Below are 23,936 nucleotides of genomic sequence, written 5' to 3' on the forward strand. Positions count from 1 at the left end.
GGTGGGAAGAAATGGATAAGTTATCTATTGCTGTAACTGGTGATGCCTTAGTCACACAGAGATTGCCTAGGGAAGATGAAAGACTTATAGCTCTAAAGGAAATATTAGGGATGACTGATGTAAGATTTACAAATTTAGAGACTTCCATACATAGTTATGAGAACGATATTTACCCCTCAAAACATAGTGGGGGTGATTGGATAAATGCTGAACCTGCTGTATTATCAGATTTAAGTTGGCTTGGTTTTAATATCATGTCTTGCCCTAGCAATCATAGTTTGGATTGGTCACATAATGGTCTATTGAGAACTATAGAAAATTTAAATCGTGAACAAGTTGTTTATGCCGGCATTGGTAGAAATCTTGCCGAGGCTTCGCGTCCAAGATATTTAGAAACTTCTAAAGGAAGGGTTGCGATTATTGCTGTCAATACAACCTTCCGTGACTGGCATCCAGCTGGAGAACAGAGAAGAGATTTTATTGGTAGACCTGGAATTAATCCTCTTCACTTTAGAACCATTCATAAAGTAGATGAGGAACAATTAAATGTTTTAAAAAGTGTGGCAGAGCAAACAGAGATTAATAAACGTAATTCGAATAATAAAGATGGTATATTTCAATTTGGAGATTATTTCTTTGAAACAGGTGATCCCGGGACTTATACAGTAGTAGATCCAATTGACGCAAAGCGCATAAAAAAATCAATTTCAGAGGCATTGCGTCAAGCTGATATTGTTCTTGTAAGTTGTCACTCACATGAAATGAGAGGTTTGCAAAAAGAACAATTGACTGATTTCCAAAGAGAATTTGCTCATATGGTTATTGATGAAGGTGCCCATGCGTATATTGGCCATGGTCCACATGTTTTAAGAGGGATTGAAATTTATAAAAAGCGACCAATCTTTCATGGACTGGGTGACTTTTTTTACCAGGCTGAATTAATAGAAAGACAACCAACTGAGTTTTACGAGAAATACGGAAATTTTAATGAAGAACATTGTACTGCGGATGGGTATGATTTTCGATTGAAATCGGGAGGCGTAATGAATAATGAAACAAATCCCAAAACCTATGAATCTATCATAGCAACTTTTGATATTTCGGATAACCATGTAAATAATATTGTTTTATACCCCATTACTTTGGGATTTGACCAACCTAGGTCTAAAAAAGGAACGCCTGAAATTGCTGAAAAAGAGGCAAGTGAAAGAATTATTAGTGAACTTCAACACCTATCATCATCCTTTGGTACGGAAATTGAAGTAAAAGATGGCAAAGGAATAATAACTATTTAGTTTATTAATTAAACTTATATTTTGTGTTAAAAAATATTTATATTATATAGGAGGATTTTATATGACACTTTTAAAAATGACTTCAGGAAATTTTGAATTTATTGTAAGAACGGAAGAAGGCAATACTCCGGAATCATGCAAATGGCTATTGGAACAATTGCCTCTTACAGTACAAATGATTCAAGGAGCTTGGAGTGGATCTGCTGTATTTACAGATCTTAATTATATTGCTATAGACGTTCCTTTTGAAAATGCAACTAGCTATCCTTCACCAGGACATATTTTATTATATCCGGGTGATGAAAAAGGAAACTCAGGAGAGATTTATATGCCATATGGCGGCAATAGGTTTGCTTGTCCAAGAGGGCAGTTGGCAGGAAATCACTTTTTAACAATTGAAGAAGGGGCAGAGCAGTTAGCGGAATTTGGAAGAAAAGTTCGATGGGAAGGTGCACAGGATTTAGTATTTGAATTACTAGACTAAGAATTTAGTGGATTAAAACTAGAAATCATTATTTGATGAAAAAGTTAGCCTCTTTGTTTGTTTACAAAGGGGCTATTAAAAGCTGAATAGGATATAACGAGGTTTTTGAGGTGGGTTCATATGTCCAAAGGTAATAAAAATAATAAACTACAGGGGGAATTCACTATGAAAACTATTGTTAAAAATGGTAAGTTTGTTGGGGATTTAGAAAGAGGCTAGTATTTGCATCGTAACAAATTTAAAGAAATATTATGACTTTAAGGATCATTAGGAAGTAAGAAATAATGGCCCACCCCCACTGTAATAACATAATGCAGTGGTAGGGTTTAGGCCTTTTATTGTTTTAATAAACATTAAGGGATTTTGTAAAATAGATTTCTTTCTGATGAATAGAAACAGTAGAGAGAACTCCTTTCAATAGGACATTCTCCTTATTTAGAGATAAATATAGAGGGAGAATAGCTCTTCTTGCTATATTTTGTTATCAATCTCCGATGTATCTACATTGCTCCCGAACCATTCTTCTAATTTTGTTTTCGCCTTTGACTTTATATCATCATCTATATACATGGCTGCTTGCAGGAGGGCAATTCCGAGTACGCCTAAATCATCTGTAAAGCCAAAACCTGCAGCAACATCAGGAATAAGGTCGAGAGGCAGAATAAAATAACCTAATGCGCCAATAATTATTGCTTTTGTTTTTGCTGGAACTTCTGGTTTTTGCAAGGTGAAGTACAAAAGTAATACGGCATATACCACAGCAGAGCCCGCTTTTTTTGCATATCTTTTTAATTTAGCCCAAAATTTTTCATCAGAGTAATGTTTTTTGCCAGCAGCTATTTCTTGTTGTAATTCTTCTGGAGACTTTTCCATAGGTAAACCCTCCTTTTATTATTAATCTATAATTTTACCAGAATAGGAAGAAGAGTACTGTTGTTTTTTGTCGAAAAATAGCTATTTAGAAAAAACCTGCAGTAACATAGATAAAAATCAGAACGATACGGAAAAAACTTCAGCAAATTTAACCTAATATCCCCCTAAGCTTCTCAAGAGCTCCCTTTTTCCACCCTTTTACGGCAGATAGAGATACCTTTTCTTTTTCCGCAATTTCTTTTATTGTCCACTGATGAACCATTGTATAAATAACCCATTTTGTTTGGCAATCTGTCAGCGGTTTGCATAGTTGGCGGATGGCATATTCTTCTTCTTTATAAAGGGGAGGGGATGCAAGAAGGGTCCAGAATTCTTCTTCGGGGTGAACGATACGTGCTTGATCTAGATTGCTCTTCTTTAGTTCATCTAAAAACCTCCCTCGCATATGTTGGTAGAGATAGCTTTTGTATTCTCCTTTCTCTGGTAAAAAGGTATGAGTAGTCTCCCAAATGCTGATTAAACCTATTTGAAAAAACTCTTCTTTGTTTTTATAAATAGATAGTTTGCGGATCATATGGTGGATCATTGGAGTGAATTGTTCTATTAAACTTTCCAACTGGTTTTCACGCATGCTTTTGTCCTTTTAGAAAAGCACTTTTCTTTTTTATTCCTAGGTAGATTTAACATACAAGAAAAAGCAAGGAGCAGCGAAAGACGAAACAGCAACTTTGGACAAGGAATTGTAGGGAAATGAACATAATCTTTTTAAAACTTGATGGAAGTTCCTTTGGAATAGAAAAAATGAGTAAAATAGAAGAGGATTTTTGAGGAGGGGTATGACGGAATAAAGCTCAAATTCAATCAGTGGGGAGGGACAGGTTCCCCACTGATTGTTAGGTGAACTCAATTCTTTAGTGAAAATCCGTATATTCAGTAACATATTATTTCCAAGAGCATTGTATAGTTTAGCTTATAGCGATAATAATTTGATTCATTTAGTTTTTTGTAATAGTTTGTGTGCCTTTTGTTAGATTCAATTTTTTATCATCTAGTTTGGTCTTATCCCAATAATTATAAACAGCCAGTTCCAATATAATATCTACATTGGCCGTTGTCGTACTTTATTATGAACAGTATCGGGTGTCTCTATTGTGATAGTGTAAGACCAACAATTAATTGGGCTGTTTTAGTTATTGTTTGTTTATATTTATCTACTAATGTGAATTTCAGCTGATAGGTTCCATCGTTCAAGATTTTCCCGTTTTTATCTTTTCCATCCCAACTAATAGACTGTTCCCCTTTTTCCACCTGTTTTTGCAAGGATTTAACTAATGTGCTGCTATTATAGACATCGACTATAGCATTACCTTCTTTAGAAGCAGTAAATGGAATAGATAGATTTCCGTTTGTTTTATAGTAAAAAGTGGAGTTAGTCGTTATTATAGGTTTTTGCCAATTTTGAATCGTAAATAGGCCACCCTTTTTCTTGGTAATATTTCCAACTTTATCTTTTGCTTCGTAATAATAATAATATTTTCCTTCAGAAACAATGGTATTTTTATCTGTTTGGCCATTCCAGTAAAATAAAGTTTTTCCTGCTTTGACCACTTTGCTAGTGGTTAGTTTTTTTACGGTGGTGCCTTTTTCTGTTTTGATAAAGACACTAGCTTCTGCTTGTTCTGTCCATTCAATAGTAGCTGTTTGCTGTTTTTGGCCGTCTAGTTTAAAAATGGTAGAAGCAAGTTTTTCTTTTACAATAGGACCTTTTGTATCAACAATCATTTTCAGCTTTTTAGGGTCAGCCTTCCGTTTGTTAACGTCGACAGCAGATAAGACAAGTTGATAAGTGCCGTCTTTTACTAATTTATTGCTATTGCTTTTCCCATCCCAGGTTAAAGTGTGTTTTCCTGTGGCAAGTGATTTCTGAGATAGGAGGGTTTTTACTGTTTGGCCGTTGCCGTCTATTATTTTGGCATCTACTTTTGACCCTTTATTTAAGCTGAAACTAGCAGTGCCTTTTCTTTTTAGTGCCGGTGAAAAACTAATAGATGAACTCTCGCTAATGGTAACAATAGGTTTGATTTCCTGGCTTGCTTTGATATCCTTTGTTTGATAGACTGTTTCTTTTCCATTTGTAGCTTTTACAATGAGCGTATATTTGCCGTCAGCTACAAAATTATTCTTATTATCTTTTCCGTCCCATGAACTAGATAATTTCCCGCCATTCCAATTTTTATTGGAAATAATTGTTCGAATCGTTTTTTTCTGTGAATTTTCGATTCTGACCGTTACTTTTGTTCCTTTATAAATAGGAACAGAGAAATTCAGCTTATTATTTCCTTTTATTTTATATGTGGTGTTTACCGATAAAGTACCAAAAGGAGCTGGAGTGTTTTTGACTGCTTTTTCAGCATCAATGCGGCCATATCCAAATAAATAATCCCATCCATTAGCCCCAAGGTCTTTTGTAGATTTAATCAAAATATTCTTTACATCTGTTGCAGATAAAAGCGGATTTTTCGATAATACAAGTGCTGCTGTCCCAGATACAATGGGTGTTGCCATAGAGGTTCCGGACATATATCCATATTTATTGTTAGGAACAGTGGAATAAATATCATCACCAGGAGCTGAAATATCAATGGAACTTCCATAATTGGAATAATCAGAGCTGCGGTCGTTTTCATCTGTAGCAGCTACTGAGATAACTGAATCATATCCAGCCGGATAATAGTTTTCTAAACTTGCATCATTTCCAGCAGCTGCTATTAATACAACTCCTTTTGATGCAGCATATTGAATAGCGTATGCTTCTGCATAGGCATAGTATTCACTTCCAAAACTCATATTGATGATATTTGCTCCCTTGTCTGCTGCATAGATTAGTCCAGTTGCTTCATCATATGTATCTGCAAATTCGCCATCAAAAATATCAATAGGCATAATTTTAACATTTGGAGCTAATCCAACTGTTCCTTTGTTATTATTAGCAGCTGCAATAATACCTGCCACATGTGTTCCATGGCTGCTTGCAGTGAGAGAATTGCCGCCGGTTACTGCATTATAGGGATTTGTAATTCTGCCTTTGAATTCAGAGTGTCCCGTCTGCACGCCAGCATCAAGTACAGCAACCGTAATAGCAGAAGATCCTTTTGTTGTATTCCAAGCTTTTTCGGTGGTAATCTTTTTTAAATACCATTGTTTGCTGTAATTAGAATCTTTAGGTGTATAGGAAGCTTTAATTTTATAGTTTGGTTCTATAAACTCAATTTCTTTCTTTTTTAGCAGTGTGTCTGCCAATAGTTTTAAATCTTCATCTGATGTGGTTTTAATGAGAGAAAATCCTTTTATATAGGAATCTTCCTTTAGACGGGCAGCCAATAATATTTCCCATCTCTTTTTTTCACTTACATTTTCTTTAAATTTAATGACCAATTCTTTTGCGTTAAAGTCTTTTTTTGCATTAAATAATTCTTTTGTATTAAATTTAGAAATTTTGCTTTCTACTTTCATTTCCTCTGCAGATACATTTGATGAAAAAATAAATAATAATACGAAAAAAAATAATCCCATAATTTTTTTCATCTGCACTCGTCCTCTACTTTTAATAGCTAAACTTATTTATCACGCATTAACGGGCAGTAAGACCCCCACCTCAAGATTATAAGAGAAAACGAGAAATCTAGGTGGGGGATAACTGCCTGTAAAAGCCTGATTGGTTCAACTAACAATCAGTGGGGGATGAAGAAAACCCCCACTGATTGAAGTTTCACTTTATATAGATTAGTATATAGGGTTTTTTAGAGAAAGTAATATTTAATGGAAGTAAAAATTTTAGCTAGGGGGAAAAGAAAGAGTATAAAGATGAAGCAATGCATCAAGGAATTATAAAGTTATCTCATTTATTGAGCCTAATGGGTACAGAACTGATTATAACCGGCATGAAAACAGAAATGGCTCAAAACAGTATACAAAAAGAAAACTTTGCAAATATCTCTATTGCATTTTATTCTTCAGTAAAAGAAGCGCTGAAGAAAATAGGGAAATAAGGAAGGGGCTTTTTAAGGCCTTTTTTTGTTGGATATAATTAGAGTTTTTCTAGTTTGTGGAATCTGACAATAAGGAGTGAAACGCTATCTTTTTGAGAGCGTTAGATGCCGCTATTTTCTTTTTATTTTTTGGGTTAAATAGATGACAATCATCTTCTTCTTTAGTATGATAAAAACTTGTGTGAAATAATTTTTAAATGGATTGATTTAGTTGATTTGGATATGTATTTGATTGAATATTAAATGGATTATAAAGTAATAAATTTATTATTTAAGATAATTAATATTTGAAAATAATATATTTTGTGTATATTTGCTTTGAATTCGACTGGATGCTCCCACTTGTAGGGAATAAAATACTTGCACACGAAAATACAACCAGGAGGAGTTTTAGTTTTGTCAATATTTATTGGGATTATTGGGATTTTTATTACATTAGCAGTTGGATTTATTCTTTCAAATGATCGTAAGAATATCAACTACAAAGCCATTATTATTCTAATGGTGCTTGAGTTTGTTGTTACGATTATTATGTTTAAAACAACAGTAGGTCTTAAAATAATTGAATCTGTATCGAATGGTGTTTCTAATGTATTAAACTATGGATATGAAGGGGTTAATTTTGTAACAGGTGGACTAGTTCCAGAAGGTTCTAGCGTTTTCTTTATCAATGTATTAATGCTTATTATTTTTACATCTACTCTATTATCTTTATTGACCTATATAAGAGTATTGCCTTTGGCGATTAAATATATTGGAGGAACTTTGGCAAAAATAACTGGTCTTTCCAAGGTTGTTACGTTTAACAGCATAAATTCTATCTTTTTTGGCCAATCAGAATCATTGCTTGCGGTCAAATCACATCTAGATACAATGAATGCAAATAAATTATTTGTCGTCTGCACTTCTGCAATGGCATCTGTTTCGGCATCCATAATGGGAGCATATATAAATATGATTCCGGCAAAATATGTGCTGGTTGCGATGCTTTTAAATTCTTTATCTTCTCTTATTATGGCAACATTAGTCGCTCCTATTAAAAAGAATGAAGATGAAACAATTAATATTAAAGAGGTATCCAATTCGAATTCTGTTTTTGGAGCTATTTCGGCAGGAGCCTTAGATGGTGGAAAAGTAGCTTTAATTGTTGCGGCAATGCTTGTAGCATATGTTGGGCTGCTTGCATTAATTAATGGATTTTTTAATAGTATTTTTGGTATTGGGTTTACGGAAATGCTTGGCTATCTTTTTGCACCAATTGCTTGGATTATGGGAATTCCTGCAAATGAGATGGTTACAGCGGGTTCGGTAATGGGGACAAAACTTGCAGCAAATGAATTTGTGGCAATGCTCCAGTTCCAAGAGCTTATTCCAAGCTTGTCAGAAAAAACAATCGGCATTGTTTCTACCTTTTTAGTATCATTCGCTAATTTCGCAAGCATTGGCATTATCTCTGGTTCCATTCAAGCCATTAATGGAGAAAAGGCTGACATTGTTGCAAAATTTGGTTTAAAAATGCTTCTGACAGCAACATTAGCTTCCGTTTTGACGGCGACAGTTGTTGGATTATTTATATAAGTGATGGAAGGAGACTAGGCATTTGTCTAGTCTTTTTTATTATGTATTAACTAATGTGCAATGATGTACAGATGTACGGCAGAAAAATTGGGAACGATGGTGGTCAAATCGGTGGCAGCTGCAAACGAAAACTTTTATTCTTTTCATTCCTAGATTATTTCATTCCATTTTATCCATACTATAAAAGTAAATTGCTTAGCAAAGGAGGGATAAAAGATGAAAATATTAGGCATCTTTCTTATGATTCTATTTTGTTCCGTATCACTAGTCATATTATTAGATCTTTCCATGAACTTTAGCCTCTCACAATCTTTATCTCATCTAATAAATCCATTCCGGGTAATGGATGCAGGAGAATATGTGATGTTGACAGGACTTTTTCTAATTGTTATTAGCCATCAAATTGTAATGATTATAAAAAGTAAATCGAATCGTTCTAACTAGAATTTTTTGTGAATCTTTTGCGTAGAAAGGAAACGAGCAATAGGATTAAAGGAATAATTAGTATCATTGGTATATGCATAGAATAGATCATTTGCTTTCCTTCATTTAAATGTTCTACAAAATTAGAAGCCATGTTTAGCGATAAATAGATGACAATGGTCCCGACTGGCAGTAAAATTCGATGGTGGCTTTTTAGTTTAAATAAGTCTGTAATTCCAATAATTGCAACATATATAAAAATAGATGCTTTAAAAAACACGGTAATCAATAGAGTAAACACCACAAGAGCATCAAGCCTTTGTATAAAATCCAGCAAATTAACCTTACCGACTGTTGCTAAAGTGGGAAATGTAGCATTTTTCATTCCTTCTACTCCAAGAACAGCAATATTTAAACTAACAGTCCAACTTAAGGTAATTCCACTTGATACTAAAGCTGAAAGCCAGACCTTTTTTACGTATTTTGGTTTATTTAATAAAGGGAGAAGTATTGTAAATGCGATCATTTCTCCAAATGGAAAAATAATTGTCTCAGGGAAAACAGTGGTTAAAACTGGTTTCCATCCATTTTCAAGAAAAGGAAGCAAATTATGAAATTCTACATTTCCTGAAACCAAGACAAAAAAATTCCCTGCCAGTCCAAAGAAGACCAAAATAACAATAAATACTTCAGAGGTCCTTGCAAGCACTTCTACTCCCATATACAGTACATAGCAGATTGCAAGGACTAAGGGAATGGCGATGGCTAATAATGGTGTTTGAGTTAAAGTTGTTGCTGCAAGTAAAGCACTGATATCCCGAATGTTTCTAGCAGCAATATACAAGAAGTATAAAACATATAGAAAACCTATCATCCACCCTAGATACTTGCCTAGAATTTTTCTTATATAGCCTGTGAGAGGAAGCTTTGGATACTGTCGAAATAATAAATAGTAGATAAAAAATAAGACCATGCCGCCTCCCATCGATAAAAGAGTAGCAAGCCAGGCATCCTTTCCAGCTGTTATGCCATAGCTAATAACTAAAGCAGTTCCCAACTCAAATATAAACATCATTGAAAATAGTTGGATGACACTAATTTTTGCTTTCTCCATCGTCTACACAGTATCTCCTATCTTTAAAGCATGTATTATATGAATCAGAATGTTTTTTATACATGCAAGCTTCCTATAATAATTGGTATAACAACTGATTCTAATTTGTTTTTGTCTTAAAGCGTTTTCTTATAAAAGAAACAATTAGCAAGAGAAGCGGGATAACCATCAGCATCGGTACATGCAAGTAATAGGATAGTTGTTTTCCTTCTTCTAAGTGTTCAGAAAAATTGGAAGCCATGTTTAGTGATAAATAGATGACAATGACCCCCATCGGCAGCACAATGCGATAATGGCTGTCCAGTTTAAACAAATCTGCAATGCCTATAACGGCAGCGTATAGATAAATGGCTGCTTTAAAAAACACAGTAATCAATAGAGTAAACACTATAATAGCATCAAGTCTTTGGATAAAATCCAGCAAATTAATCTTGCCGACTGTTGCTAACGTAGGAAAAGTTGCTCTTTCGGTTACTTCCACTCCAAGAACAGCGATATTTAAACTAACAGTCCAGCTTAAGATAATGCCACTTAATATTAAGACAGAAAGCCCCACTCTTTTTACATATTTGGGCTTATTCAACAAGGGGAGAAGCATAGTGAATACAATCATTTCTCCAAAAGGGAACGCGATTGTCTCCGGAAAAGCTGTAGTTAAAATGGGCTTCCATCCATTTTCAAGGATTGGCAGCAAATTATGGAATGCTACATTTCCAGAAACTAAAGCAAAAAAATTCCCGAAAATCCCAAATAAAAATAAAATAACAATAAATACCTCAGACGTTCTCGCCAGCACTTCTGCTCCCATGTATATTACATAGCAGATTGCAAGAACCAATGGAATGATAATAGCAATTAACGGTGTTTCTTTTAGAGTAGATGAGACTAATAAATCGCCGAGCTCCCGCAAGTTTCTAGAAGCAATATACAAAAAATAAATGGTATAAATAAAGCCAATCATCCATCCTAAATATTTGCCGAAAATTTTTCTTACATAGCCTGTGAGAGGAATTTTTGGATATTGCCGAAATAATAAGTAATGGATAAAAAATAAGACAATTCCTCCTTCCATTGAAAGAAGGATTGCAATCCATGCATCTTTTCTTGCGGTTATGCCATAGCTGACAACTAATGCCGTCCCCATCTCAAAAATAAACATCATTGCAAATAGTTGAATAACACTAATTTTTGCTTTTTCCATTGTCTACTAGATATCTCCTATCGGTAAAACACGTAAATTAATAAGATTCTATTGCTTAATAACTCTTGTTAGCATTTTGAGCTAAAGTTCTTTTGCTACTAAGGTTTTTAATACTAGAGAATAAAAACATACTACGAGATTTTCACTGCTTTTTTCTTTTTTAAAAATTTTTTGATGTAAGAAAAGATCATCATAATAAACGGTAGAATAATCACAAGCGGCAGATGGAGATAGTATGCTTCCAATCGTCCTTCTTCTGAATGTTCCGGAATATTAGAGGAAGTAATCATAGATAAATAAATCACGATGATTCCCACTGGAAATATTATGCGATGATGATTCTTTAAGCCGAATAAATCTGCAATTGCTGCAACAGTTCCATATATATATATGGAAGCTTTAAAAAAAACGGTGATAAGCAATGTAAATACCACTATGGCATCAAGTCTTTGCACAAAATCTAACAGGTTAATTTTGCCGACTGTTGCGAGCGTAGGGAAAGTTGCTCTTTCCGTTACTTCTACACCAAGAACAGCGATATTTAAACTGACGGTCCAAGACAAGATTAAGCCACTTGATATTACAGCCGAAAGCCAGACTTTTTTTACATATTTCGATTTATTTAAAAAAGGAAGCAGCATGGTAAATACAATCATTTCTCCGAAAGGAAAAGTAATTGTATAAGGAAAAATAGTGTCTAAAATTGGTTTCCATCCATCTTCAAGAAAGGGACGTAAATTATGAAATTCCACATTTCCTGATACTAGTACAAAAAAGTTTCCTGCGATCCCAAATAAAAATAAAATGACAATAAAAACTTCGGAAGTTCTTGCCAATACCTCTATGCCCATATAAAGCACATAACAAATGGCAAGAACTAATGGAATGATTATTGCCAGTGTTGGTGTTTCTTGTAGCGTGGATGAAACCAATAAGTCGCTAAGCTCTCGAATGTTTTTGGAAGAAACATGTAAAAAATAAAGGATGTATAAAAAACCAATCATCCATCCTAAATATTTGCCGAAAATTTCCCTGCTATAACTTGTCAGAGGCAATTTAGGATATTGTCGAAATAGTAGATAGTATATAAAAAAAAGAATGATCCCTGCAGCCAAAGACAAAAGGATTGCAAACCATGCATCCTTTCTGGCAGAAATACCATAGCTTATAACTAAAGCAGTCCCCATATTAAACATGAACATCATCGCAAATAATTGTATAACACTTACTTTAGCTCTCTCCATAGAAAAAATCTCTCCCTTCTGTAAAAGTCTTTATTCCATTTACTTACTAGAAGGATTCATTCGCATGCCTGTTCGACGGATATATGCGTCAACGTTTATGCTTACTTTCGTTTCAGGAAATACTTCTTCATCCCAAGTGTCGGAAATTTTTTTCCATAGTTTTTTATCTTTAATATTGACGTATTCACCAAAGCCTAAAAAATCACTTTTTTCTTCTTGAGCCATTTTTACGGTTAACTGAATTTCTTCTTTTATCTCCTTTTCCATCTTTTCTTCTAGCTGCTCTATCTTTTTTGATTGGGAAAGATCAATAGGGACAAGCGTTTCAGAAATGGTTCCTTCTGTATTAACGAATATATTTATTGTCGGTTTATTGTTTTTTATTTTAATTTTGATTGTTGTTTGGGCACGATTGACCTCAATGGCAATCGTATCTTTTGCTTTTTTATAATCAAGATTCAGGATTGTTTTTTTCATTTCATTCATAATCCATGTAGTGCCCCGTGATTCATTTTGTTCCAGCCATTTCTCAAGTTTTCCATCTTTAAAAAGGCTAAGTCCCCCTATTTCTATATTTGCTGCAGGAGATATTTGCTGAATGTTTTCTCCTTTATTGCCTTGTTCTTTGTCACCTTCAATTTGAACCCCTGAAACAACGAAACTTCCACCCTTCAACCCCTCAATCAATTGATCTGCATGGACGTTGATATACTCTCCCCATTCACTTTGTGAGGTTTCCAAGTTATCGACTATGGAATCAGAAGGAATTGGATTAAGGGAAGTAGTTACTTGAAGAATGTCTTTTGCCGGTGTATTTCTTGCGATTAAAACAGGGAAAAGCATACGGAAATTTGAATCCCTTTCAATTAAATCGAATAAGTTCTGAATGCCATCTTTTGCAACTTCCTCACTCAGTATCATTACTTGAATATGAGGATAAAAAAGTTGTCCTGGTACCATTGGCGAAATTTTTCGAAGTGCCTCTGCAAGTGTACTGCCTGAGTTGGAAAAGGTTCTTACCGGAGCTGCCTGTACTTTTCCTGCTTGTTGTCCACCAGAAACTTGTGATGGATTAATAATTTGAATGGTCGCACGATACCGATTTTCATCATTTTCATCTTTATCAATGGCAATTCCTGATATAATGCTCAGCTTTTGCAATTCCCTGCTATCCCAACATCCGGATAAAAACAGGGAAGTACAGCATATCAAAAGCATCAAAAATATATTACGTTTCATTTGCATCACTCTTAGGATTATTATTTGCTTTCTTTTCTTTTCTCTTTGTAGGGCCCAAATCACTAGAACCTTCGGCTCTATTGGAATTGCCTTTATTAATTAAGCGTGGACGCTTTGACATAAATGGAAGCGGTACACGGATAAGTGAATCCTTTAAATCTGCTAATATGATAGGAGAAAAAGGAGCTAAGTATGGAATGCCAAATGACCGCAGACTGCAAGTATGTGCAACCAGTACAATTACTCCTATCCCAATCCCAAAAAGTCCATAAGTAGCAGCTAATATCATAAAGAAGAAACGAAGAAGCCGTGTTGCGTCCGTCATAGCATAATGGGGAATAGTGAAACTTGCGATAGCTGTTGCTGCCACAACAATAACCATGGCACTTGACACAATTCCAGCAGAAACTGCTGCATCTCCCAAAACTAGTGCACCGACGATGGAGACAGCCTGACCAACCGGTCTTGGCATCCTAACACCTGCTTCTCGCAAAACTTCAAAGGTAAATTCCATCAACAAGGCTTCAATAATAACTGGAAAAGGAACATTCTGGCGCTGTGCTGCGAGATTAATTAGTAAAGGTGTTGGAATCAACTCTTGATGAAAAGATAAAAATGCAATAAAAAGTGACGGACCAAGCAAGGTTATCATAAAGGATAAAATTCTAATAAACCGTAAAAATCCAACAATTGTCCAGCGTAAGTAATAATCTTCTGCAGTTTGGAAAAATTGAATCCACGTCGCAGGCAAAATTAAAGGATTTGGAGTTCCGTTAACGAAAATAACGATCCTTCCTTCTAACAAATTTCCAGCGACGACATCTGGTCTTTCTGTTACAAACATAGTTGGCCAAGGAGTAGCCATTTTATCGGAAATCCATTCCTCAATCGTACTTGAACCATACATTTCATCTACCTTTATTTTATCTAAACGTTCCCGGACCTCCTGAAGAAGCTTGTTATTAACAATTCCATTAATATACATAATGCCAATTTCTGTTTGAGTAATGTTGCCGATTTCCCTTGTTTCCAGCCATAAGTCAGGTGTTTTAATTCTGCTTCGAATTAAAGAAGTATTAGTAATGAGAGACTCTGTAAAACTGTCTCTGGGTCCCCTGACAGAGGGTTCTGATACAGGTTCTGTGATAGATCTTAACTCTCCACCTTGAGCTGCACATGCAAGCGCTTGGTTCGAACCATCAATAAGAACGATTGTTTGTCCTGATAGTAGATAAAGAAACAGTTTATTCCATTCTGTTACTTCTACTACATGTGTTATCGCCAGTAGATGTTCCTTAACAAATAAATTTAGGTCAGTAAGAGAAGGGGTTTCCTTATTTTCTGTAATATTCTGATCATCCATAAGGCGTTCGATAATAAAAGATCCCATTATTTGCTTATCTGCCAGTCCATTTATATAGATAGTAGCAACCTTTTTCAAAAAGGGTTTCCCCATCCTAAATTCTCTTAAATTTACATCACTACTATTTCCTAATGCTTGTTTTACATTTTTAATATTAAAATCTAAATCAGTGCTCAATTCTTTAGTAATAGAGTTTATCTCTGTATCTACATATTCAACTTTTTTTTTGTTTTTTTTAATCAGTTTACTCCATGAACTATTCATAATTTGTATACTCCATTATGCAAGAATATTGGTGAATTTAGTGATTGATTTTATCTTTTTAAGAATTTCCTTAATTTCCTATTTTATTCATGATTTAATTATTGCTGATTAGAGTTTAGCTAAAATTAAATAGGGATTTTAGCTGAATTTTACATATTTTTCTTTTTTTTGAAGCAAAATGGATAATAATAAGATAGTTAAGTGGCTTTAGAATGGAGAGATATTAATGTTTAATAAAGTAGGCTCCTTAGAAGGTGTCTTATCAGTAATTCCCATATTAAAATCCGCTGTACCTACTGATTTATCAATAGCGATATGTGATAAAGAAAAATTTATTTCCTATTTTCCAGGAGAAACGATTGATTTAAAAATTAAAAAAAATCAGCGATTGCAGCCAGATGAACCATTAAGTGAGGCTTTAAAAAATAATAGAAGTTTAAGAGCAGATGTACCAGCTAATTTTTATGGGTATGAATTTACAGGTACGGCAACTCCTTTACATAATGAAAAGGGCGAAGTTATTGGAGGAATAGCGGTGCAATTGCGTAGACAAACAGAGCTCCATACAATTGTTAATCAAATCTTAACTTCTCTGTCACAAGCAAATGGGCAAATCAGCGCGCTTGGAAATGGTTCTACTTCTTTGGCAAACTTCTCACAAGAACTTCTTGGACAGTCACATCAGGCAGGAGAAAATATTAATAAATCCACAGAAGTGCTTTCTATTATTAAACGTGTGGCTGATCAAACTAATCTGCTTGGATTAAATGCAGCTATTGAGGCGGCTCGGGCAGGGGAAAAAGGAAAGGGATTTGAAGTAGTTGCGAATGAAATCCGCAAATTTTCAAAAGAAACAGCTACATCTACTCAAACGATAAACAATACGATGTCCCAAATAAAAGATGCGACAAACTTAATTAATCAGTCAGTCAGTTGAAAAAATGGCATCTATTGGACAAACACAAGCAAAATTGATTGAACAAACCTCTATGTTTATGGAAGAAATTCAGCAGATGGCTAAGAAATTAAACGATTTTGCAAGCAAGCTGTAGGGAATAAAAACTCTAAGGGAATAAACCTTTATCCTGGAATTTGCAATATTTTTTTATTAAGAAGCTTTATCCCTATTTAACAGACCTTTGATCCCAGTGATTGAAGTTTCATTTTATAAGAAAATATAGTCATAGTCGCAATGGAGCAAATTTTTCCTCATTTATTAGTTGATTTTAAAATTTTTTTCCAGAATAGGAGCGCTTACTATGCAAAAAAAATGGTGGAAAGAAAGTGTTGTTTATCAAATATATCCTCGCAGCTTTATGGACAGCAATGGGGACGGTATCGGTGATTTACAAGGAATTATTTCAAAATTAGACTATTTAAAAACACTTGGAGTAGATGTTATATGGTTATCTCCTGTTTATAAATCTCCAAATGATGATAATGGGTATGATATTAGCAATTATCAAGATATAATGGATGAATTTGGAACATTAAAAGATTGGGAAGAGTTACTCGCAGGTTTGCATACTCGTGGAATGAAGCTAATGATGGATTTAGTAGTTAATCATTCTTCTGATGAACATGCTTGGTTTATTGAATCTCGGAAATCAAAGGACAATCCTTATCGGGATTATTATATTTGGAGAGATGGAAAAGAGAACAAAGAGCCGAATAACTGGTCTTCATTCTTTAGTGGTTCTGCATGGCAATATGATGAAACGACAGATCAATATTACCTTCATTTATTCAGTAAAAAACAGCCAGATTTAAACTGGGAAAATAAGACTGTCAGAAAAGAAGTTTATGACATGATGACATGGTGGCTGGATAAAGGAATTGATGGTTTCCGAATGGATGTTATTAATTTAATTTCTAAAGTAGAGGGTTTGCCTGATGGTCCTGGTGAAGGACGTTATGAATGGGGCGGTGAGCACTTTATGAATGGTCCTCGTGTTCATGAGTTTTTACAAGAGATGAACAAAGAAGTGTTGTCTAAATATGACATTATTACAGTGGGAGAGTCTCCAGGGGCTACTATTGAGGATGCTGTGCAATATGCAAATAATCAATATACAGAATTAAATATGATTTTTACATTTGAACATATGGATATTGATTCAGGTGAGGGAGGGAAATGGGATTTAAAACCATTTGAACTTACTGCATTTAAAGAAGTAATGTCTAAATGGCAAATTGGATTAAATGGAAAGGGTTGGAATAGTTTATATTTAAATAATCATGATCAGCCAAGAATAGTTTCAAGGTTTGGCAATGATAAGGAATATAGAGTAGAATCTGCAAAAATGCTCGGTACATTTTTGCATATGCTTCAAGGCACACCATATATTTATCAAGGAGAAGAAATTGGCATGACCAATGTCAAATTTGATCTGGAAGATTATAATGATATCGAAATCAAAAATATGTATCGTGAAGCCGTTATAGAAGGTGGAGAAAACCTGGATAAAGTGATGGAAGCTATTTACGCAAAAGGCCGTGATAATGCTCGTACACCTGTACAATGGGATTCAACAGAAAATGGAGGATTTACAACAGGTACACCATGGTTAAAGCTGAATCCAAATTATCAAAAGATTAATGTGGAGCAAGCACTGGCAGATGAGAATTCTGTTTTCTACTATTATCAAAAACTAATTAAACTACGCAAACAATACGAGATTATTGTCTATGGTGATTATCAATTAATACTAGAAGATGATAAACAAGTTTATGCATATACACGTACGCTTGGTGAGGAAACACTGCTTGTTATCACAAACTTTTCTGGTGAAAAACCTACATTTATATTACCAACTAATCTTCCGTTTGAGACAAAGGATTTATTAATAAGCAATTATAAAACAGAAGAAACAGAGGATATTGCGTCAATAGAGCTGCAGCCGTATGAAGCAAGAGTTTATTTGTTGAAGTGATGGGCCATCGCTCATCATCTTCGCTAGTTGGCTTCAAGAAAATGATTGAAATTCAAAAATCAGGAGAAGAAAAACTAATTGTTTTTCTTCTCCTGATTGTATTTTAGGGTTTATTAGATAGACATTAGTAAAGAGGATTGATTAGATGAAAAAAAGCTTAATATAAGCAAAAAAAAGATCCAAAGCATCTGATGAGTGAGTGTGATAGATGCTTTGGATATATATAGTTCCATCCTTTTTCTATTTTACCTATAGGCACCTTAAAAATTTCTTAAAAAAAGATGATTATCTGATAATTTTTATAAAAAATAATTCAATAGACCTATGTTTCGTTTAAAAGATGAGCTGCTTGAAAAAATGTTTTTAATTATTAGAAAATATAGTATGTTTAAAAAATAAAACTAAGAAAGGGGAGAGAAATTTGATCTTTCATTGTGATACAAAAATAATAATAGGAAATAAATCGACGCGAAAATTATCTGCTATTTTAAAGGAGAATTTTCCTAATGTTCGGCGCATTATGATTGTAACAGATAGGGGGCTGGTGCAATTAGGCATGATTCAGCCAATAATTGAAAGGTTAAGAGAATCAGATTATTTTGTTGTCGTATTTGATGATGTTTCTCAAAATCCACGAGATATCGAGTGTTTAAAGGGTGCTGAAATGTTTAAAGAAAATGACATTGATCTAGTGCTGGCTGTGGGAGGGGGCAGTCCTATTGATACAGCGAAAACTATTGCGCTGATAGGGCCTAACGGCGGTACACCATTAGAGTATTTTGAGAAAAAACGGGAGTATCAAAATATAAAGCCGATTTGCTGTATTCCAACAACAGCAGGAACTGGATCGGAAGTAACTCGTTCAGCGGTAATTACCATTGCTGCCAATCATCAAAAAATAACACTAAAGCATGCAAAATTGCGTCCCGCACTCGCTGTTTTAGATGGGGAATTAACGTTAACTGTGCCTCCTAAGGTTACAGCAGCTACTGGTGTTGATGCATTAGTTCATGCAATAGAAGGATATACATGCAATGTTTCCAACCCAATATCCCAAAGTTTAGGTGCGGAAGCAATGAGAAAAATTATCCCTAATTTGCCGAAAGTTTATAGGGATGGAAAAAATTTAGAGGCCCGTTTAGAAATGCTAGAAGGAAGTTTGCTTGCTGGCATGTGTTTTGGTTCGGCAGATGTCGCAGCAGTTCACTGTTTAGCAGAAGCTTTAGGCAGTTTATATGATACTCCACATGGAATTGCTAATGCCGTATTTCTTCCATACGTTCTAGCGTTTAATGTAGAAGGAAATATAAAAACTCATGCAGAATTAGCGAAGATTATGAAATTTGCAAGGGAAAAAGAAGAAGGGGAAATAGCTGCTGCAAAATTAGTGAGCGGCATGAAAGAATTTACAAAAAAATTAGGGATTCCTAATTTAACAGAGATTCCAGGAGTTAATCGTAATGATATAAATAGATTAGCAGAGCTTGCATACATAAATAATTCCACAGCTAGCAATGTGAGAGAAATAACATTGGAAGACTATAAGATGATACTAAAAGAGGCCTTTTTAGAAGAAGAAAGAGCGTTGCTTTAAGGTAATTTTCCTTTGGAATAGAGAGTATGATTTTTCTTCATATAGAAAAATAAAGTTGATGTTATTGACAGTATTTCAAAAAACACTTAGTATTACGTTATATAACGTTATGTTATTTTTCAGCTTCATCTGATTATTTTACCACGCATGAACAGGCTTGTGACCACCGCCTTGAGAGGATGAGAATCTAGGTGGGAGAAACTTGCTGGTAAAAGCCCGATATAAAAGAATACAGACTAAAGGCCTCATGTCCTTAGTCTATGTAAACTATATCTTTGACAACCAGTAGGGATGGAAAAAAGCTCCTACTGATTGAAGCTTCACTTGATTTTAGAAAGAAGACAGCCATTTTTTAAGGAGAAAGGAGGGATGGTTTGTTAAATAACGGAAGCTCAATTCCTTTATATTTACAGTTGAAACAATCGATTATGGAGGATATTCATCATAATATTTATTTGCCGGGGGAAAGACTTCCTACTGAACCAGAACTATGTGAAAAGTATAAAGTAAGTAGGATAACGGTTCGCAAAGCTGTATTAGATTTAGTAGAAGAAGGCTATCTTATCAAACAGCAAGGAAAAGGAACATTTGTCAAACAATTTAAAGTCAAAAGAGAGCTAGTAGCGGTTAATGGCTATTCCGAATATATGATTTCGGCTGGAATTACTCCACATCCCAAAATTATTTCTTATGCTGTGAAAGAAGCAACGAAGGATATGGCAGAGAAGCTTAATGCTCCCCTTAATAGTCATGTATTAGAATTAAAAAGATTATTATATTTTGATGATGAGCCGCTGTCTTATGAGATTTCCACTTATTCTTTAGATTTATACTCCAATCTCATGCAGTTTGTTTGTGAAAATGCATCGATGCATAAAATTCTTAAAGAGTATTATGGGATTATTCCTGCTTGCAATAACAAAATTTTAAACGTTATTTTTGCAGAGAAAGAAACAGCCGAATATTTAAAATGCAATGTACGGGATGCGCTTTATGAGATCGAGAAGATTGCCTTTGATGACAAACAAATGCCTATCTATCATTCTGTTCTCTACTATATAACTAGTCATGTTAGTTTTACAATTACAAGTGAGTTTCACTCTAAGTAATAGTCGAGAAAAATAGAAAAAACCTCACTTTTTATTTGGAAGTGAGGTTTTTGGATTGATGTAAAATTTGATTAATTTAAGCAGGGTTCCCTTTTTTTTTCGTTTTTGATGTCCTCCATTTTATAAAAGGATATTCGCTCATAATTCTCCACACAAGAACAGGTAAAGTCCAGTTATCATTCTATCAGGCTTTCTATTAAGCGGTTTTAGTTATTGGATGGATGAATGAATATTATAGAAGGAATATAGGTTCCTGTAAGCCTTGGCACTGCTGTAGGGTTGCCATCATTGCTGTTTTTGTCCTTTTTAAGAAAAAAGTCAAAAATGACAAAAACAGCGCGAATTTGGATAGATAAGAAAAAATAAGTGCAGTCCCAATAAGCATGTTTGGTAATATAATAGCAGTATAAAAAACAGCTCACAAAGTGGTTTCTCTCCTAAAGGAGGGTGAAGAGTAATGAATAGTCATACGAAAGAAATATTAGGATCTGTTTTATCGGTAATAGGTACAATTGAAGCCGCTATTGGCAGCACACCTTTTAAAAAGATAAATAAAGATGTCAGTTTTGATCTGCGTTTAACAGGCAATGCGCTGCAAGCGTCTGGCAGCGCATTATCTGCAGACGGACAGGGCAGCATTTCTCTAGAGAAATTAGGGGATGAAATTCAAGCAGTTGGAAATTCAACCGTCATTGGTGGCTTGCTGCTTGATTTAGGTGATAAAAAAGATCAAAGACTAATTATTACAGGCAATTGGCTGCAGGCTTTAGGAAGTTTAGTCGGCTTAGCAGATGAATTTGAAGACAGCACAGAATCTGGCAGAGCTTATAATATCATTGGCAACTTGCTGCAAGGGATCGGGAACTCTATGCAAGCAGTTGGCGGTGTAGAACAGCTTAAACAAACAATCCCGAAAAAACCTACATTTGTTTCTGTTGGTGTAGTGGGTTCATGGATACAAGCAACGGGTTCTGTTATTTCCTTAATGGGTCAAATAAAAGAGGAAATAGAAGAAATAGAACTAGGAATCAATGAATAGCAAAAAAAAAGAAAGTGAAACAAATGATGTTTCTCTTTCTTTTCAGAGTATAGATAAAGCTTATTTTACTAACTTTTCAAGCTGATCGAAAACGTTTGTCTTTGGAGGCGTGAAGCCTTGGGAGGAGCGGAGTTACCCAGGTAGGTAATGAGCATCCGAGCAAGGCGAACAACGAAGAAAGCGAGCGTTTGTCGACAGCCTCAAACGAAAGTGAAACAAATGATGTTTCTCTTTCGTTTATATAAAGAGTGTATGATAAGTATTGTAACGAATATATAATGTTCAAAAAAGGAGCGATATCAAGGTGAAAAAAGTTATTCCGTTTTTGATGTTCCAAGGAAATGCAGCAGAAGCGATAAATACATATACCTCTATAATAGAAGATTCTAGCATTATAAACATTACTCATTATGGTCCAAACGAGGCAGGAGCAGAAGGCAGCGTTATGTCTGCAACTTTTCGTGTTAAAGACCAAGAAATCATGTGTATCGACAGCAGTATTAAGCATAATTTTACCTTTACTCCATCTTTTTCTTTATACATAATATGTGATAATGAAGAGGAAATAAACAAATTGTTTGAACAATTATCAGGTGGGGGCAGTATATTGATGCCATTAGATAACTACGGTTTTAGCAAGCGATTTGGTTGGTTCACGGATAAATTTGGGGTGTCATGGCAGCTTAATTTAGAATAGAAGTTTCGCAGGTTTGTTTACATACCTTTTTTTGACGATAACTAACTTTCAAAATAAGTTTTTTTCGTTTTGGGGATGTATGGTAAAATTCACTTGCCTTTTTATAATATAATATGGTGGTGCTACGTATTTCTCATAATCTTATAACTATCTTTTTTGTATCCTCAATTTTATATATAGTATATTTAACGATGCTTCCTCATCCATCATTAGGCATTGGAGTTGGGGAGGGTGGGATCAACCTTATTCCATTTGACATGATGCATGGATTATTTACTGAACAGTCATTGTGGACGTTTATAATCAATGTCGGTGGTAATATATTTTTATTTGTTCCCTTTGGATATGTTCTTCCATGGAAATTCCCAGAGGTGAATACTGTTTTTCGAGCAGCAGCAGCAGGCGCATTATTATCAGCTTGTATAGAAATTATTCAGCTACTCGTGCCTAGTAGATTTACAGATATAGATGATATTATTTTGAATACGGGTGGAGTGGTGATTGGTTATGGAGTGTATAGGTTTGTTCAGATTTATCGATTGAATTTTTTGGGGAAATAAACATCATGTACCACTCAATTTATAAATAAGGGAAGAAGGGACACTTTTTATCGGAAAATAAGTGTTTCTTTTTTTTACTTTTAGAAATTTTAATTTTTTTGCATTCTTACATTTATAGAATGATAGGCTTATTAGTGAGTGCATGATCTTGTTCATACGTTTTGATAGTTAGGGAAGTATAAAATAGGTAGGCTGGCTTTTTCTTTTTCAAAAAAATTACTGCACCATATTAGGCGGATTGCATATGTTAAAGCATACTATGTCTTGAAAGGAGACTCATATATGTATTATACGCCTTATTATCCAAGTGACTATCGTATACAAGGTGCACCGCCATTTCCACCGCAAGGATTATTTCCAGGTTTTCCAGGGGGCCAACCATCTCAGCCAGGCTTTTCAGGAGGTGGCAGCGATCAAGGACCACCATCCGGACCACCGCCTTCTTATACTCCACAGCTTCAGCAAACAGCAAGCACTTTTGCCGTAGATCCAGGCTCTATGAGAAGATGCCTTCATCGTTTTACCTATGTTTGGCTAGCAAATGGAAGAGGATTTTGGTTCTATCCAACATTTGTAGGAAGAACTTCTGTTGCAGGATATCGCTGGCGCAACTTTAGATGGGTGTTCTACGGAACTGATACAAATCGGATCAGATCTTTTCAATGCACATAATAAAAATTATAGGGGAAATCGCATTAATTTGCGGTTATCCTTTTTTTATTGATAAAAGAATCTACAATATTAAATTCCCAAAAGAAGAGCAAAACATATTTGATATACAAATGGACAAAGGTGGTAGTTTTATGGATGCCTATTTATTAATCATCACACTGCTTTCTATTATTCTTGTCATTTTAGGAGTTTCCTTATTTAGGTG

At 34.7% G+C, this 23,936-nt stretch carries 21 protein-coding genes and 2 pseudogenes; 14 read left to right on the plus strand and 9 right to left on the minus strand.

Translation table 11 applies throughout. The features are described 5' to 3' along the window. Nucleotides 1-11: 11 nt before the first annotated feature. A complete protein-coding gene (locus CWS01_RS02380) occupies nt 12-1,295 on the plus strand; it encodes a CapA family protein (protein ID WP_101175451.1) in 1,284 nt (427 codons plus the stop codon). Nucleotides 1,296-1,356: 61 nt separating this feature from the next. Then, the gene (locus CWS01_RS02385) at nt 1,357-1,779 is read left to right on the plus strand and encodes a DUF3830 family protein (RefSeq protein WP_101175452.1); all 423 of its coding nucleotides are present in this window, start codon (nt 1,357-1,359) and stop codon (nt 1,777-1,779) included. A 471-nt stretch (nt 1,780-2,250) separates the two neighbouring features. Here the strand turns inward: CWS01_RS02385 and CWS01_RS02390 are convergent, their stop codons facing one another. The 3 genes from CWS01_RS02390 to CWS01_RS02400 all read right to left on the minus strand — a co-directional run bounded on the left by CWS01_RS02390 (nt 2,251) and on the right by CWS01_RS02400 (nt 6,237). Further along, entirely contained in the window at nt 2,251-2,652 is a 402-nt protein-coding gene (locus CWS01_RS02390; protein WP_101175453.1) for a YkvA family protein, read from the minus strand. 148 nt (nt 2,653-2,800) lie between these two features. Next, nucleotides 2,801-3,283, minus strand: coding sequence for a sigma-70 family RNA polymerase sigma factor (locus tag CWS01_RS02395; RefSeq protein WP_101175454.1), 483 nt, complete (start codon nt 3,281-3,283; stop codon nt 2,801-2,803). 515 nt (nt 3,284-3,798) lie between these two features. Then, a complete protein-coding gene (locus tag CWS01_RS02400) occupies nt 3,799-6,237 on the minus strand; it encodes a S8 family serine peptidase (RefSeq protein WP_101175455.1) in 2,439 nt (812 codons plus the stop codon). A gap of 287 nt (nt 6,238-6,524) precedes the next feature. On the opposite strand from CWS01_RS02400, the gene CWS01_RS22215 reads away from it, so the two are divergent. The 3 genes from CWS01_RS22215 to CWS01_RS02410 all read left to right on the plus strand — a co-directional run bounded on the left by CWS01_RS22215 (nt 6,525) and on the right by CWS01_RS02410 (nt 8,723). Beyond that, the gene (locus tag CWS01_RS22215; protein WP_157827524.1) at nt 6,525-6,701 is read left to right on the plus strand and encodes an STAS domain-containing protein; all 177 of its coding nucleotides are present in this window, start codon (nt 6,525-6,527) and stop codon (nt 6,699-6,701) included. A 396-nt stretch (nt 6,702-7,097) separates the two neighbouring features. Further along, nucleotides 7,098-8,279: a NupC/NupG family nucleoside CNT transporter gene (locus tag CWS01_RS02405; RefSeq protein ID WP_101175456.1), complete on the plus strand. Its 1,182-nt coding sequence runs from the start codon at nt 7,098-7,100 to the stop codon at nt 8,277-8,279. A gap of 216 nt (nt 8,280-8,495) precedes the next feature. Further along, nucleotides 8,496-8,723 (plus strand): hypothetical protein, encoded by a 228-nt coding sequence (locus tag CWS01_RS02410; RefSeq protein WP_101175457.1) that lies wholly within the window; start codon nt 8,496-8,498, stop codon nt 8,721-8,723. Here CWS01_RS02410 and CWS01_RS02415 read toward each other — a convergent pair. The 5 genes from CWS01_RS02415 to CWS01_RS02435 all read right to left on the minus strand — a co-directional run bounded on the left by CWS01_RS02415 (nt 8,716) and on the right by CWS01_RS02435 (nt 15,127). Continuing rightward, the gene (locus CWS01_RS02415) at nt 8,716-9,816 is read right to left on the minus strand and encodes a GerAB/ArcD/ProY family transporter (RefSeq protein WP_101175458.1); all 1,101 of its coding nucleotides are present in this window, start codon (nt 9,814-9,816) and stop codon (nt 8,716-8,718) included. The genes CWS01_RS02410 and CWS01_RS02415 overlap by 8 nt on opposite strands. 100 nt (nt 9,817-9,916) lie before the next feature. Next, entirely contained in the window at nt 9,917-11,017 is a 1,101-nt protein-coding gene (locus tag CWS01_RS02420) for a GerAB/ArcD/ProY family transporter (protein ID WP_101175459.1), read from the minus strand. Between the two features lie 131 nt (nt 11,018-11,148). After that, nucleotides 11,149-12,261, minus strand: coding sequence for a GerAB/ArcD/ProY family transporter (locus CWS01_RS02425; protein ID WP_101175460.1), 1,113 nt, complete (start codon nt 12,259-12,261; stop codon nt 11,149-11,151). 39 nt (nt 12,262-12,300) lie between these two features. Further along, the gene (locus CWS01_RS02430; RefSeq protein WP_157827525.1) at nt 12,301-13,500 is read right to left on the minus strand and encodes a Ger(x)C family spore germination protein; all 1,200 of its coding nucleotides are present in this window, start codon (nt 13,498-13,500) and stop codon (nt 12,301-12,303) included. Continuing rightward, the gene (locus CWS01_RS02435) at nt 13,490-15,127 is read right to left on the minus strand and encodes a spore germination protein (RefSeq protein WP_101175462.1); all 1,638 of its coding nucleotides are present in this window, start codon (nt 15,125-15,127) and stop codon (nt 13,490-13,492) included. Before CWS01_RS02435 ends, CWS01_RS02430 begins: the two co-directional genes overlap by 11 nt. A 718-nt stretch (nt 15,128-15,845) precedes the next feature. On the opposite strand from CWS01_RS02435, the pseudogene CWS01_RS23385 reads away from it, so the two are divergent. The 4 genes and pseudogenes from CWS01_RS23385 to CWS01_RS02455 all read left to right on the plus strand — a co-directional run. After that, nucleotides 15,846-16,064, plus strand: a pseudogene (locus CWS01_RS23385) (methyl-accepting chemotaxis protein); the annotation flags it as partial. A 322-nt stretch (nt 16,065-16,386) separates the two neighbouring features. Continuing rightward, complete coding sequence (locus CWS01_RS02445; RefSeq protein ID WP_101175463.1) at nt 16,387-18,060, plus strand: glycoside hydrolase family 13 protein; 1,674 nt, start codon at nt 16,387-16,389, stop codon at nt 18,058-18,060. A gap of 421 nt (nt 18,061-18,481) precedes the next feature. After that, complete coding sequence (locus CWS01_RS02450; RefSeq protein ID WP_101175464.1) at nt 18,482-19,654, plus strand: iron-containing alcohol dehydrogenase; 1,173 nt, start codon at nt 18,482-18,484, stop codon at nt 19,652-19,654. Between the two features lie 374 nt (nt 19,655-20,028). Beyond that, entirely contained in the window at nt 20,029-20,763 is a 735-nt protein-coding gene (locus CWS01_RS02455) for a GntR family transcriptional regulator (RefSeq protein WP_101175465.1), read from the plus strand. A 206-nt stretch (nt 20,764-20,969) separates the two neighbouring features. Here CWS01_RS02455 and CWS01_RS02460 read toward each other — a convergent pair whose 3' ends face one another. Continuing rightward, the gene (locus CWS01_RS02460) at nt 20,970-21,185 is read right to left on the minus strand and encodes a hypothetical protein (protein WP_101175466.1); all 216 of its coding nucleotides are present in this window, start codon (nt 21,183-21,185) and stop codon (nt 20,970-20,972) included. Between the two features lie 35 nt (nt 21,186-21,220). Between CWS01_RS02460 and CWS01_RS02465 the strand changes: the two genes are divergently transcribed. From CWS01_RS02465 to CWS01_RS22595, 5 genes and pseudogenes are all read left to right on the plus strand, one after another. Then, nucleotides 21,221-21,802 carry a DUF6944 family repetitive protein gene (locus CWS01_RS02465; protein ID WP_101175467.1) on the plus strand — a complete coding sequence of 194 codons (582 nt, stop codon included), beginning with the start codon at nt 21,221-21,223 and terminating at the stop codon, nt 21,800-21,802. A gap of 304 nt (nt 21,803-22,106) precedes the next feature. Further along, entirely contained in the window at nt 22,107-22,499 is a 393-nt protein-coding gene (locus tag CWS01_RS02470) for a VOC family protein (protein WP_101175468.1), read from the plus strand. 113 nt (nt 22,500-22,612) lie between these two features. Then, the gene (locus CWS01_RS02475) at nt 22,613-23,059 is read left to right on the plus strand and encodes a VanZ family protein (protein WP_101175469.1); all 447 of its coding nucleotides are present in this window, start codon (nt 22,613-22,615) and stop codon (nt 23,057-23,059) included. Nucleotides 23,060-23,341: 282 nt separating this feature from the next. Next, nucleotides 23,342-23,731, plus strand: coding sequence for a hypothetical protein (locus CWS01_RS02480; RefSeq protein WP_235851957.1), 390 nt, complete (start codon nt 23,342-23,344; stop codon nt 23,729-23,731). Beyond that, nucleotides 23,722-23,936, plus strand: a pseudogene (locus CWS01_RS22595) (hypothetical protein); the annotation flags it as partial. The gene CWS01_RS02480 and the pseudogene CWS01_RS22595, both read left to right, overlap by 10 nt.

Source organism: Niallia nealsonii (assembly GCF_002835805.1).
GTDB lineage: Bacteria > Bacillota > Bacilli > Bacillales > Cytobacillaceae > Niallia > Niallia nealsonii.